Source organism: Novipirellula artificiosorum (assembly GCF_007860135.1).
In the GTDB taxonomy this organism is placed as follows: Bacteria; Planctomycetota; Planctomycetia; order Pirellulales; family Pirellulaceae; genus Novipirellula_A; species Novipirellula_A artificiosorum.
Genome location: NZ_SJPV01000008.1, coordinates 248,740 through 262,457, shown reverse-complemented (window position 1 = coordinate 262,457; position 13,718 = coordinate 248,740). Strand labels below are relative to the sequence as shown.

Annotated in this window: 8 protein-coding genes and 1 tRNA gene; 7 read left to right on the top strand and 2 right to left on the bottom strand. The window is 56.1% G+C overall.

All coding sequences use genetic code 11. The features are described 5' to 3' along the window. The first annotated feature begins 357 nt into the window (after positions 1-357). Both Poly41_RS21440 and Poly41_RS21435 read left to right on the top strand, forming a co-directional pair. Positions 358-3,831 (top strand): type II secretion system protein GspD, encoded by a 3,474-nt coding sequence (locus Poly41_RS21440; RefSeq protein ID WP_231615830.1) that lies wholly within the window; start codon positions 358-360, stop codon positions 3,829-3,831. A gap of 187 nt (positions 3,832-4,018) precedes the next feature. Next, complete coding sequence (locus tag Poly41_RS21435; RefSeq protein ID WP_146528774.1) at positions 4,019-7,636, top strand: hypothetical protein; 3,618 nt, start codon at positions 4,019-4,021, stop codon at positions 7,634-7,636. Between the two features lie 12 nt (positions 7,637-7,648). Here Poly41_RS21435 and Poly41_RS21430 read toward each other — a convergent pair whose 3' ends face one another. Beyond that, the gene (locus tag Poly41_RS21430) at positions 7,649-8,191 is read right to left on the bottom strand and encodes an NUDIX hydrolase (protein WP_146528773.1); all 543 of its coding nucleotides are present in this window, start codon (positions 8,189-8,191) and stop codon (positions 7,649-7,651) included. Positions 8,192-8,242: 51 nt separating this feature from the next. Then, positions 8,243-8,722 carry a DUF2203 domain-containing protein gene (locus tag Poly41_RS21425; protein ID WP_146528772.1) on the bottom strand — a complete coding sequence of 160 codons (480 nt, stop codon included), beginning with the start codon at positions 8,720-8,722 and terminating at the stop codon, positions 8,243-8,245. A gap of 464 nt (positions 8,723-9,186) precedes the next feature. On the opposite strand from Poly41_RS21425, the gene csrA reads away from it, so the two are divergent. From csrA to Poly41_RS21400, 5 genes are all read left to right on the top strand, one after another. After that, positions 9,187-9,390, top strand: a complete 204-nt coding sequence (csrA, locus tag Poly41_RS21420) for a carbon storage regulator CsrA (RefSeq protein ID WP_146528771.1) — start codon at positions 9,187-9,189, stop codon at positions 9,388-9,390. 343 nt (positions 9,391-9,733) lie between these two features. After that, a tRNA-Glu gene (locus Poly41_RS21415) sits at positions 9,734-9,806 on the top strand. Positions 9,807-10,153: 347 nt separating this feature from the next. Continuing rightward, positions 10,154-11,680: a YihY/virulence factor BrkB family protein gene (locus Poly41_RS21410; RefSeq protein WP_146528770.1), complete on the top strand. Its 1,527-nt coding sequence runs from the start codon at positions 10,154-10,156 to the stop codon at positions 11,678-11,680. Between the two features lie 102 nt (positions 11,681-11,782). Further along, positions 11,783-12,829 carry a flotillin-like protein FloA gene (gene floA / locus Poly41_RS21405; RefSeq protein WP_231615829.1) on the top strand — a complete coding sequence of 349 codons (1,047 nt, stop codon included), beginning with the start codon at positions 11,783-11,785 and terminating at the stop codon, positions 12,827-12,829. Positions 12,830-12,834: 5 nt separating this feature from the next. Then, positions 12,835-13,698, top strand: a complete 864-nt coding sequence (locus Poly41_RS21400) for an alpha/beta hydrolase family protein (RefSeq protein ID WP_231615828.1) — start codon at positions 12,835-12,837, stop codon at positions 13,696-13,698. The last annotated feature ends 20 nt before the right edge of the window (positions 13,699-13,718 follow it).

Below are 13,718 nucleotides of genomic sequence, written 5' to 3'. Positions count from 1 at the left end.
CCTCTCCCTCGCTGCGCTCGACCTCTCCCAAAGGGCGAGGCAAACCACCACTCCTCCTTGGAGGTCGTCGGCCTGTAAGGAAAGGTCCAGGCGAAGCAGGAAGCAATTTTTTTTGACTCGGAGCACAATCAGTGTTGACAGCCGAATCGAAAACTGACTATTCCCAACCCAAACCCGAAAACTCGATGGCAAAGATTGCAGGATGCGATCCATTGCAGGACCGCTTTTTGGGCAATGCGTTGAACGCCTGTGGAACCTATTCACAGCCGGTAAGCTGGGATTGAGATGCTTGCAAAGTAACTCAATTTCGGAGCGACCGTTATCATTGAAGTCTCACCGCGAAGAAGGAGAGTCGCGTTGAACCGCCTCTTAACCGCAAACGGCCCGTGTGCAGATTTTGCCACTCGTGCAACCAGTCTCGTCACCGTGAAACGTCTCACGTTTGTGACCCTGTTTGCATTGACGACGAGCGTCTCTGCCCAACTTCCCCTGCCTCCCGGCACCACCGCCTCGCCTCATCAAGGCATGACGTCGGCCGAGCAATTGATTCCCCAAGTCCGGTCGGCGATGACCCGCAGGGACTACACTCGGTCCGTCGAACTCTTTCGACATGCGGCAGCCTTGGGAGCACAGACTCCACAGCTGGCATCGCAAATTGAAACGCTCCGCAGCGAACTGATTGCCTCAGGAATTGATCGCGACTTGTTGGCTCTGCCACCAACCGGTCCACTGCCAACCCTCCCCTCCACCACCATGCAGCGTTTGCCTTTGGTCTCCGGTGCTCAGCCCATAGGGGGTGCTTCGGCAGCCGCCCGTCCGGACGATTTAAAACGCGAGGCGTTGCGACTCATCGCAATTGGCCGTGCCGCACTCGACCGGGGTGACGCGTCCACCGCAGTGGCCTTGGCTCGCCAAGCCCAGTCGTTGGGTGTCGCAGAAAAGGACTTTGCAGCCGGCGAACCCCGTGTCTGGCAATTGCTGCTCGATGCCGAATCCGCAGCTCGTCGTAGCGGCATCGCTTTGACCAGCGGGACCAACACAGGCAGCGTCCAACAAGCATTTGGCACGATCGACCCCAACGCGCCCGGTGGCGTCGCTCAAACGGTATTCAACCCCGGTGCGATGGAAAATGGCGGCCTGGGAAGTCAAGTGATGCAGGTCCAGAACCAAACGCCAACGCCGTTGCCTGCGTCCCCAACATCTTCCACCTACGCCGCAGACATTTACCGCGAGGGCTTGCAAGCTTTAAGCGACGGTAACCAACAGCTCGCTCGCGATAAATTTTCGGAAGCATGGAAGTACGAATCCACGTTGGATTTGGATACGCGCCGCCAACTGAAAGACAAACTGACGCTGCTTCAACCCAGTCGTCTTGGTTCGGCCATGTCATCGGAATCGGACAAACCGATGACCGCGATTGACAAGGCGGCATTGGAGAACCAAGAAAAGACGCGACGATTGTATCGCGAAGTGACCGCCGAATTGGCGGCCGCAAGCGGCCAACACGAATCGGCTCCACTGGACGCACTCGACCAGCTTGAAACGCTCCGGCGCCGGGTCGAAGGATCGGACGTGGACGATGCGGCAAAACGCTCACTCGCTTCGATGGTGACCAAAGCCCTCAGTGACCAGAAGCAATACGTTGAAGCCAATCGCGCCCAAATCAATCTGGACCTACAAAACGAATCGGTTCGGACCGACTTGGCCACCGAAGCTCAACAAGAAGCTCGTATCGATGATGAAATTGCGAACCTGGTTCAAAACTTCAACGAGCTGATTGACGCGCGACGTTTCAACGAAGCAGAGATCATCGCCAAGCAGGTTCAAGAATTAAAGCCTGGTTCCCCCATCGCGATCACCATGTTCCACAATGCTCGAATGCAAGTTCGCGGTTTGATGGACCAAGAGATTCGTGACGAGAAAGAAGATATCTTTCTCAATCAGATGCTTGGAGTCGAACGCGCTGCGATTGGCCTGCATCCCGACCGAGACTTTGAATTCGGCGACGTAAAAGGCTGGGCTGATCTTTCCAGACGGCGCACAGCCGGTACGGACGCGGACACGGAACTGAGTGTTCGCGAGAAGGAAATCAAACAAGCGTTGTCCACCGATGTGAACGTCAAGTACAACAATCGTCCGATCCACGAAGTGCTTGAAGACTTGTCCGCCATGACCGGTGTACCGATCGTGATGGACAACCGAGCGCTTTCCGCGGTTCGCGTCACGGTGGATACGCCTGTCAATTTGAGTTTGCAAAAGAGCATTCCGCTGAAGAGTGCCCTCAGCATTATCCTCGGCGAGCTTGAACTGACCTACATGATCGACAACGACGTTTTGAACATCACCAGCGTCGAAGCGACTCGTTCGAAGGTCTTTCCAAGAACCTATCGTGTGACGGACTTGGTCACTCCAATTCCAAACTTTGTCGCCAGCTATGACGACGGGATGGCGGGAGCACTCCGTGCCGCGTACCAAATGACCAACCCTCAAACCGATGTTCACATCATGCCGGTTTCGGCAATGGATTTGGGCTCAGGGATGTCGAGGAACGCGTCGCCCGGCAGCATGAATCCAAATATGCTTGGCCAATACAACCCGATGGGCGTCAGCAACGGATTCGGCGGTAACCCGAGTCCGCTGGGAGGCGGGCAAGGAGGAAACTCGATGGCCGACTTCCAATCGCTCATGCAATTGATTCAAGAAACGGTCGAACCCACGATTTGGCAAGATCTGGGTGGGACCAGCACGATGGCTCCCTATCCTCAGAACCTTAGCCTGGTGATCAGCACGACCAGCGAAGTGCATGACAAGATCGAGGCCTTGCTGACAACATTGCGTCGACTGCAGAACCTGCAAATCACCATCGAGGTTCGCTTCATTACCCTATCGGATACCTTCTTTGAGCAAATCGGTGTCGACTTTGATGTCCAATTCGACGACCACGCTAAAGCCCTTCCGACCGATGATGGGGGTCCCGACGTGACGATTGGTTTCAACGGACTGAGCGGATTGCCAACAGCTGATTTGGACATCCAATTCGATAACAACAGCTTTGGTGCAACGCCACCGTTTAGCAATGCGGACGCTGGATCGTTCTCAACGCTTGGCTTCGCGATCCTCAGCGACATCGAAGCGTTCTTCTTCCTGCAAGCCGCGCAAGGCGACAACCGAAACAACGTCATGCAAGCTCCCAAAGTGACGCTGTTCGATGGTCAAATTGCGACGATCCAGGATCAAACGCAACGACCGTTCGTTACCAGCATCACGCCGGTTGTGGGTGACTTCGCCGTCGCACAGCAACCCGTCATCATGGTGCTCAACGAAGGAACCCAGCTAAGCGTGCAAGGCGTCGTCAGCGATGATAAACGATTTGTACGATTGACGCTCGTTCCGTTCTTTAGCCAAATCGGTGATGTCGATACCTTCACCTTCGAAGGACGCCGCTCGACGAGCAGTTCCAGCCGTGAGCAGAATGAGGACACCAACGGCGACGGTGTCGTTGATGACAAAGACTCGATAAGCGAAGATGCCTCCAGCGAGTTTGTTTCGGGCACCACGGTCCAACTACCGACGTTCGCCTTCACTTCGGTGAGCACGACGGTGAGTGTTCCTGACGGTGGTACGATTCTGCTTGGCGGGATCAAGCGATTGTCCGAGGGTCGTTCGGAGCGAGGCGTTCCGTTCCTCAGCAAGATTCCTTACGTCAGCCGTTTGTTCCGCAACGTGGCAACGGGACGTGACGCTCGCAGCTTGATGTTGATGGTCACACCACGGATCATCATCCAAGAAGAGGAAGAGATCGCTCAAACCGGATACGATCCGACTCGATAAGCAACGCTCTCTTCGCTCCATGACGAAACGTCGGCCCCCGCCCAGTGACTCACTTGGCGGGGGCTTTTTTTGTGGAACCCTTCAACCGGGGTGCGAAAAAGCGATCTTGGTGAGATCGACTCAATTTCGCTAGACTGCCAACCAGATTCTCTTCTCTCGCTATGCAATCGGCTGCAAGGATGTGACCGTGAAGAACGACGACTACCGATTTGATTCCATCGAGCGTTCACAACGACAACAAACCAGACAACGTCGTGACAACCAAAGTCGGCGACGGCGTCTCTATTGGATCGGCACCCTGCTTGGGATTGCCTTGCTTGCACTTGCCGGCCCAAGCCTGATCAGCCATTCCCCCATCGGCCGATCCCTTGCCGAAGGCGTCGTCGCTCAATACGGTGTGGATGCGGAGGTGGGAGCCCTGCGGGTGGGTTGGATCACGCCGTTGCGGATCAGTGACCTGACCTTGACCGGCCGTCAAGCAGGAAGCACGATCCGTATCGCCGAACTGGATACCGAGCTAACCGTCATGGACTTGGTCAACCAAGCGGGGAGCGAACTCGGTGTTCTATCGCTGCGTGGCGTTGACGTGCAGTGCAGCATTCAGGACGGCCAGAGCTCGATCGAACAGGACCTGAAGCTGTTCTGGGATCAGCCAAGCAGCGGTGAGGCGATCACGGCGACGGTCAACGTCCATGAACTGACGATGGCGGTAACCGACACGGTGACGAAGGAAACCTGGATCTTGTCTCAGGCGAGCACCGAAATGGAATGGCTTGCGAATCAAGTTGAAACCCGTTTTGCTGGCGTGCTTGCGGAACCGCGCGGAAGTCAAGGATCGCTACAGGGATCGGTCGCATTCGATACCGCGGCACGTGGCGTGACCTCCTCCGATTCGGTGTGGCAGTTCGAGATCGTTGCCGACTCGCTCCCCTTGTCGGTTTCCTCGTTGCTGCGGCGCCGCTTCACCGACTTGGCCGCGCAAATCCCTGCTCAGCTCACCGGCGACGCCACCGGAAGCATCCAGATTCAAGGAGCTGCCGATGGCAAGATCGAGGCGATGGTCAAGCAATTCCAAGTTCGAAACCTTGCCGCCGCCAATCCACAATCCAGCAGCAAGCAATGGACAAACAAACTGGCCACATTGGACGGACGCTTGCAAATCAAGGACAGCTATGTGATCGGGAATGGCTTGGTCGCTACAACGGATTTCGCTTCGATTCAGCTTGACGGCGCGTTCTCAACCTCCATCACCCTGGTCGGCGCCAGCAACAACCCGCTACGTTGGCTCGATGCCCTCGAAGGCGTCGCGAGCGCGGAATTGGATCTGGCGTCCTTTGACCGTGCCATGCCGGGGGTCTTGCCGATCCGTCGTGAAGCCGAACTCGTCTCGGGCCGGATCGTCGCCGTGATCGAATCGTTGCCTTCGGACCATCTTCGCCGGCGTCGATTGAGCTTACGAAGTGATGCGATTCGTGGCCGTTCGAACGGCCAACCCGTGATGGTCGCACCGCTCGAATTGACCGCGATCGTTTCGAGTGACAGCGAGCGAATCCGCGCAGAACAGTTTAACCTGAGCAGCTCGTTCGCTACGGCATCCGGCCAAGGAGGCCTCCAAACCGGATCGACCGACATCGAGGTTGATTTTGGTCGTCTCGCCGACACCCTTCGCCCCATGGTAGACATTCCCGATTCGACGCTGGCCGGATCGGCCCGCGGAACCATCAAGTGGGCTGCGTCCGGACAGAACGAGTGGCGTTTGATTGGCTCCGCAGACGCACGTGAATTGTCGATTGCGATGCCAAGCGGAAAGCAATTGCGACAAGAATCACTCCGTGTTGAAGTGGACGCCGTGGGGAAGTGGAACGCAGCGCGACTCGATTCGCTCGATGTTGCCCACGCGACGCTCTCGAGTCCTGGTCTCAGCCTGCGTGCGGAGTTGGTTCAAGCCATCCTCGATCCCGATGCGAACGCGGCATTTCCCATCCGCATCCAAGGCGAGGGACGACTCGAGAACTTGGCGGATACGTTCGCACCCTGGATGCCCGCTGAAGTGCATGGTCTTGATGGCGGATTTACGATGAACGCTCGCGCCGATGTTTCTGCCTCCGGTGACGGTCGCTTGACGGCAACCGTTGTCAACTTGACCGAACCACGCATCGCTTATGGTGAGCTCGATTTGGGGCAACCCTGGTTGAAGCTGCAATTCGAAGGCGACTACAACTGGATCACCTCCGAACTGCAATGCCAAACGATGACCGTCGAGGGGGACGCGGTCTCGGCAGCGGTTCAGGGCGAATGGACCGCCGAAAACACCGACCTTGAAATCGCCTGGAAAGCGATGCTGCAACGCGTTCAGAGCAGTGTCAAAAAGCGAATGGTCTCGCAACCGATGCCCACCATGACTTCCGTTGGATACCGTAGCGGACAATCAGTTGACTCCGAAAATTGGTTGGTGATGGGCGATTGTGATGGACGGTTTATCATCAGCCAACAGGATCACCTGCTGCGGGTGGAAACCGAGCTGGTCGGGAAACGGTTCGCAATCGTTCAGCCGGCAACCGCAAGTGCGGCGGCTCAGCGAACGGGCCCCCTTGTTCCCGCGATGCAACAAGGACCACAACGCAATACCGCTGCGGCATCACATGTCGTTTGGGCGGAGCCGAACGTCAAGGTCAACGGCGTTGTGGCGCTGGACCCCAAGACCGGAAAGCTGGTTACCGATTCGCTACAAGTCGCATCGGATTGGTTCGCCACAAACTTATCCGGACATGCCGTATGGAATGCCGAACAGGGCAGCCTGGCGATGAAAGGGCCGGCGCGGATCAAGATGGATGAAGTCGCCACCCGAGTCAGCCCCTTAGCCGGAGTGGCGCTCAACGTGTATGGGGTGCATGAAACGCCCATTGAAATCAACGTCTCTCGCAAACCGGATGGACAAATCGCGTTGGACATTTCTGGTCATTTGGGATGGCAATCCGGTCAGGTCGCAGGAGTCGACTTTGGCGAAGCCACCATTCCGATTCGTTTGACCGAGACGACCGTGTTCGTTTCACGATCCGCCGTTCCGGTGGGCCGTGGCAAGTTGAACCTCGCAGGAGATGTAAACTATCGGCCCGGCCCGCTTTGGATGCGGATCGAACCCGGCCGAATTGCCGAGTCGGTACGGGTCACACCTGAAATGACCGATCGATGGCTAAAGTACCTTGCGCCACTGGCGAGCCAAGCAACCCGCATCGAGGGGACACTCGGAGCCGAAATCGACGAAGCGATTGTCGTCTTCGATGCTCCCTCTCAGAGCCGCGTCGTCGGCCGATTGAACATTGAAGCTTTGCAGATGGATGCGGGGCCGATGGGCAGCCAGATCATTGGCGGCATGCAGCAATTGAGGGCGCTTTCACAAGCCACTTCTCCACAAACGACCGCCGCAGCCTCCTCCACGCTGATCCGCATGCCGGCCCAAACCGTCGACTTCGTTTTGGATCACGGTGTCGTCAACCACAAACGCATGTACTTTGATATTGACCGAGCGAATGTTGTCACCAGCGGCAATGTGACGCTCGATGGCCGTCTCGATCTTGTCGCACAGATTCCGCTTGATGAGCGTTGGCTCGGCAGCGACTTGCGCGGCTTAGCCGGTCAACCGGTGACGCTGCCCGTCGACGGAACTCTCTCGCGGCCAAGCCTGGATTCCTCGGGGGTACGCAAAGTCGTCAGCCAGCTCGGCATCCAAACGATCCAAAGCAATGCCGAAAACTACTTGCAGAAGCAAGTGGGTAAAGGCATTGAGCGACTGTTCGGCCGCTAAAACATCGCCATGCTATGGCGTGGTCGTTTGACAAAGCGGGTTGTAGAGAAACGCATACAACCCAACCAACGTCTTTGCATCACAGATTCTCCCTTCGGCAATCCACTTGCGAATCTGGTCACGATCTGCGATTCGATTCTCGATTTGCTCCGTCGCTTCGCGTTGGCTTTCGCCCGCAGTCAAGCCGGTCGCAACGTACAAGAACATGCGTTCGTCACAAATTCCTGGCGCAGAATAGAATTCGTGTAGCAGCGTTAACGTTTCAGCAACATAGCCTGTCTCTTCCGCTAATTCTCGAGCAGCAGTGATTTCAACCGCCTCGTTTGGCTCGCGTGTCCCCGCCGGAAGCTCCAGTAACGTTTCCGCAACGGTCGGGCGGTGGTTCTCGATCATCACCACCGTGTCGCAATCGAGCATCGGCAACAACACGACCGCACCAGGATGGCGAATCACTTCGCGCACGTACGTCTTCCCGTCGCTGCCGACCAAGTTCATCGCATGAACATTAAAGCGAGCGCCGGTCAAGAGCAGCTCTTCCTTGTCGCTTGGTTTCATCGATAGCCCCGTTTCCACAATCGACCGCTCACCGTGTGCGTGCCGGCCGAATCAGTTGGATGGTTTGGATTTCAGCTCTACCGGCAGTCGATGACGATGCGTCACCGCAGCTCCGGCTTCATGCCAATATCCTACCGAAGCGTCGTTCGGGTTCCAACACAACATCACAGGCTGACGATTGACGATGGCAGGGAAATCGACAGAGCCGTCGAACGGAACATGTGCCACCACCCCCAGCATTGCCAATTCATCATGACACGCCTTTAGCCTTGATTCGCTAGCTTCGATCGTCCTGCGAATGTCGTGCAACTCGTCGTCGTAGAAGTTCCGCGGGATCGTCTCGCGAAAAGGGTAGAGCCCGTTCAGCTGAAGTCGCTGGTTCTCGATCGATTGACTCAGCTTCGCTGCATCGGCAAGAATCCGACCCACTAGCGGCAACATGGCCGTCGCACCGTTGGGAGTAAAACAATGCCGCGAAGCACTGCGGGTGCGGTGCTGAGAATCATCGGTAGGGTGGATCGCGTGGACCATGGTCGCCGTCGCTTGAAAACCGGATGCTCGCCCAAAGTGAGCTTGTGAAAGGGTGTCTATATGAATCTATGACGAAGGGTAAGCCCCTTTTGTTCCGATTTCTTGAAATCCGAGTGTCTCGATGTAATCACGAGTGTGGACAAAAAGGCACCTTTGAAAACGCGTGTATTTTTAACTTTCCTGCCCAAGGATTCCGGCAGAGCTAGGGAAAATAGCGATTTTGAGTGGTGAGACAGGGCCTCAAAGGTCAAAAAAGCGAGTTTGTCAAGGCATATTTCCTTGACCTTAGCCATTTTTGACTTAGAGTTTATTGCGTCAGGAAAGCGGGCTTACACGGAGCGATCCTGCAGACACAACCGGCCTACGGCGGTGATGACGGGAGTTCGATCTTCCACCGAAAAAACCGGGACTGTAGGCAAAAGAAATGTTTGAGATTCAAGGCCGGTTAGGAAAGGACTGGAAACATGTTAGTTTTATCTCGAAAGAAAAACGAAAGCATCATCATCAATAACGATATCAAAATCGTTGTTGTTGAAATACGCGGGGACAAAGTGCGATTGGGGGTCGAAGCACCTCGAGAAGTGCCGGTGCACCGCCGCGAAGTCTATGATGCGATTCAACGAAGTATTGAATCCGGCGATGCGCAAGACGCTCAAGTAGAATCTTGAACCTTCCAATCGATCAAGTTACCCGCTCTCTGTAAGGGTGCTTGATCTCTTTTGGGCTCGCTCACGCCTACTCGCTGCGGCTGTATCGATTCCAGCTGCTTCCCTGAGGAACGACGCGGTGATCTTTCGGAAGCAACCGGACGAGACCTCAAAACACGGCAAATCGCGGCCCTCGAACCCGACGCGTTGGGTTGTTCTGTTTTTTTTTGCTCAGATCAACGATCCTCGTGACGCGAACCCTTGACGAGACCAGCACTTCTTCGCTAAAAACTGTCCCTCACAGCCAGGCAGTGCCGACACCAAAATCGTTGGGCTCCGAGCAGGATGTGAAGCAAAAATAGACGGCCCCTTCGTCTAGCGGTCTAGGACACCGCCCTTTCACGGCGGCGACACGGGTTCGAGTCCCGTAGGGGTCACTTCCAATGCCAATCGGCGTCAAACCAGAACCCGCGAAACCTAGGTTTCGCGGGTTTTTTTCGTTTCCGCATCCGTCGTCCAAGGCATCCAAATCGGCACCGATGCCACCGCCCACCACACCGACGCTTGTCGCGGCGTCCGATTCCTTGCCCCCCCGTTTGGATAGCCGTGCCTAATTGACTTCACCACTGCTCGGGCGTGAACGGCAAACCGTGTGTCTTCGCTCTAAGCGAAATCTCTGTTTCAATACTTTCCACCCACGGGGCGCCCGTGCGTCAAGACAGCCCCTGCTACAACGGACGTTGTACGATTACGTTTTCGATGTTTGCGATTGCGAGGTTTTCGTTTGCGACATTTCTTCAAATACGTTTCCGACGCGGTCCGGCGACCTCGTGATGAGTTGAGTCGGCGCCAGCACCAACTTCGCTATGCCTGGGAGTTGACGGCGCATTGTTGGCGTCAGCTCATTCGGCATCGGGCGGAGGGCATGGCAGCCGAACTCACGTACCGAACCATCTTCTCGTTGATCCCCGTTGTCGTGCTGGGGTTGGTGATGTTTCGGATCGTGGGCGGCTTGGAGGACGTCCAAAGAAAAGTAGAAGACGAACTGTATTCCTTCTTTGGCGTTCCCGACATTCCGGTTCAATACACCCATCCTATCCATCCCATCGTGCAGGAGTTGGCCACCGGCGACTCAGTCGGTAGCGAACCGGCGTCGGAAGGGACGATGGATACCATCGAGGCATCCCGCCCCATCTCGTCCCAACCGTTGCCAGCCGACACGGGATCGGTGCCGACCGATTCCGTAACCGTGGCGAACGAGGAAGTCGACAAAACGTCGGTTGAGGAAGCCTCTCGGCAACAAACACGTGCTGGCATTCGCCGTGCCTTGCGGGAAGCGACGGCCAAAGTTGCCTCCCTCGATTTTGCATCGATCGGAGTGATCGGTTTGCTGCTATTCATCTATGCGGCCATCGCCTTAGCGAATGCAACCGAATCGATATTCAACTTGATCTTTGAAGCTCCCACGCATCGCCCCCTGCACATTCGCGTTGCGATTCATTGGTCGATCATCACACTGGGCAGCGGATTGCTTGCGATCAGTTTGTATCTTTCGGGGCAGGCGGTGGAGTGGGTTTCAACATTTGGCATTGGAGCGGATGTGCGAGTGTTCTTAAGCCATTGCTTGTCGGTCGTTGCCAGTTGGGTGCTGCTGTTTTTGCTCTATGCGCTCATGCCCAACACGCACGTTTCAGTTCGTGCGGCGATGATTGGCTCGTTTATCGGCGCGATCTTGTGGGAAGCGGCAAAGCTGATCTTTCAAATCTACGTTGCCACAGCACTTCCCTATTCCGCGCTTTACGGATCGCTAGGCCTAATCCCGTTGTTTCTATTTTGGATCTATGTGACGTGGTGGATTTTCCTATTTGGATTGATCCTGACTCATACGCTACAAACACTACGTGGGCGGCGTCCTGGCCAGAAGGATTGGAAGGAATCGGGCCTGCTGCATGGCGATCCGGATTGGATGCTACCCATCATGGTCGAGGTCGCCGAGGCGTTTTCGAGCGGCGATGCCGTTGATTTCCAGGAATTAGCGGATCGGCTCGGACTGGGCGGCAGCGTGGTCCATGAGATGTCGACGCTGTTGGTCGAAGCCAAGTTGCTGCGTTGTGTTTCCAAGGGGGCGGGCGAGGGGGATGCCTTGACGCTGGCTCGCCCCGCTGATTTGATTGATCTCGGTGAAATTCTATCGCTTGCTCACCAATCGCAGCCGAACAACAACCACCCTGCCTGGCGGGCCTTGTCGGATTTGAAGCAAGCGGAGTGCGAATCCGCCAGCGGGAAATCGCTCGCGTCGATCATGACGTGATCTGTGTTACTTGCAACGCCGCTAGGAAACCCTATGATCATATGCTCAGGAATGCGTTGCATCGAGAACAAAAATCGCTAACCCTTTCTCCCCGAACATGCCATGATGATGCCATCCGCCTTGGCTTTTCACGTCCTCCTCGTCAACGGCCAATCCAATCTGCTGGTCACGGCTCAGGCGAGTCCGTGGCAAGTGGTCACGCTCGCCGGTTCGCTATTCGTCCTTTTCTTGCTGGCGGTCCTCGGGTTCTTTTTCATTCGCTACGGCAAACTCTGGTTCCAGGCCTACATGTCGGTGGCGGATGTTAGCTTGGTGAGCCTGATCCGAATGCACTTCACCAAAGTCAACCCCAACGTGATCGTGCAAGCCAAGGTGATGTCGGCACAAGCGGGGTTGAGCATCAATCGTCGAGATGGGATCAGCACCAAACGATTGGAAGCTCACTACTTGGCGGGTGGGAATGTGATGAACGTGATTCACGCCATCATCGCGGCTCATCGTGCAGAGATCCCACTCGATTTTGATCAAGCTGCTGCGATCGACTTGGCTGGCCGTGACGTTCTTGATGCGGTTCAAACGAGTGTCTATCCCAAAGTGATCGATTGTCCTGATCCTTCGCGAAGCGGAAAGACGACCCTCAGCGCGATCACGCGAAACGGGATTGAGCTTCGAGTCCGCGCCCGGGTGACGGTGCGAACGAACATCGAACAATTGATCGGTGGCGCAACCGAAGACACCATCATCGCGCGAGTTGGGGAAGCCATCATCAGCTCGATCGGTTCTGCGGAAGATCATTTCAAAGTCCTTGAAAACCCCGACCTGATCACACGAGTCGTGTTGTCGCGTGGGTTGGACGCACAGACGGCGTTTGAGATCGTCTCGATTGACATCGCCGATATCGACGTGGGTGAAAACATCGGAGCGAGGCTGCAAAGCGACCAGGCGGAAGCGGACACGCGGGTGGCCCGGGCTCAAGCGGAACGTCGTCGCGCTGAAGCGATTGCCGAAGAGCAGCAAATGAAAGCGAAGGTCGCCGAAAACCGGTCGCAGTTGGTGCTGGCCGAAGCCAAAGTGCCGATGGCCATGGCCGACGCGTTTCGAGCGGGCCGAATCACGGCACCGAATCAGAACCTCAGCGACGGTTCTTAGTCGACGTGCGTGACAATCGCTTGCAAGTGGTTCGCAAGTCCTATCGTGTCAAATTTCAAGGTGCGATGGGAGATTCGCTTGCGGGAATCATCGATCGCCCCGATACGACCGATCCAGTCCCCGTCGTCGTACTGAGTCACTGCTTCACGTGCAGCAAGGACCTGAAAGCCATTGTTCGCGTTTCGCGAGGGCTGTCCGAAAGGGGGATTGCTGTTCTGCGGTTCGATATGACGGGAATTGGTGGCAGTCGTGGCGATTTTTCGCAAACGAATTTCGCAACCAATCTGGAGGATCTGCGTGCCGCCATTCGTTTTGCTGCTGGCGAACTTGGGCCAGTCACCACCCTTTATGGTCACAGCTTCGGAGGCGCCGCATCCTTGGCTTTGGCCGGATCGAATCACCCTGACGATGCCGCCGAACCGGTTCTATCGAGCCTGCGCAGTGTAATTTCGCTTGGATCGCCGAGTGACACATGGCACTTGGCGGTGCGTTTGACGAAAATGAACCCTCGGATCGATATCGATGGCATGGGGGAGGTCACCATCGGCGGCGTGGCATGGACGATTCGCAAACAAATGGTCGATAACTATCGCCAATACGACCTGGCCAGCCGGATCAGTCGCATCAAATTGCCAACCCTGCTGCTGCATTCGCCGATCGACGAAACGGTGGGCTTTGATCATGCACTGCGGATCATGATGCTGATCAATCAATCCCAAGGGGAGGCCTCCACTCCCTGCTGCAGCTTGCTTTCCCTTCCCGGTGCGGATCATTTGTTGAAGAACGATCCGCGTGACCTCGACTTTGTGGTCCGTACGAGTGCGGCGATGGTCCATCGCTACAGCCAGATGCCAGAGCGTTTGCGGTAAGGGGGCGTTTCGGTAAGGGG

What these genes read in the sequence shown, in the direction of transcription:
- Poly41_RS21430 (WP_146528773.1), bottom strand. Translation starts at nt 8,191, where the DNA reads ATGAAACCAAGCGACAAGGAAGAGCTGCTCTTGACCGGCGCTCGCTTT.
- Poly41_RS21425 (WP_146528772.1), bottom strand. Translation starts at nt 8,722, where the DNA reads ATGGTCCACGCGATCCACCCTACCGATGATTCTCAGCACCGCACCCGC.
- csrA (WP_146528771.1), top strand. Translation starts at nt 9,187, where the DNA reads ATGTTAGTTTTATCTCGAAAGAAAAACGAAAGCATCATCATCAATAAC.
- floA (WP_231615829.1), top strand. Translation starts at nt 11,783, where the DNA reads ATGATGATGCCATCCGCCTTGGCTTTTCACGTCCTCCTCGTCAACGGC.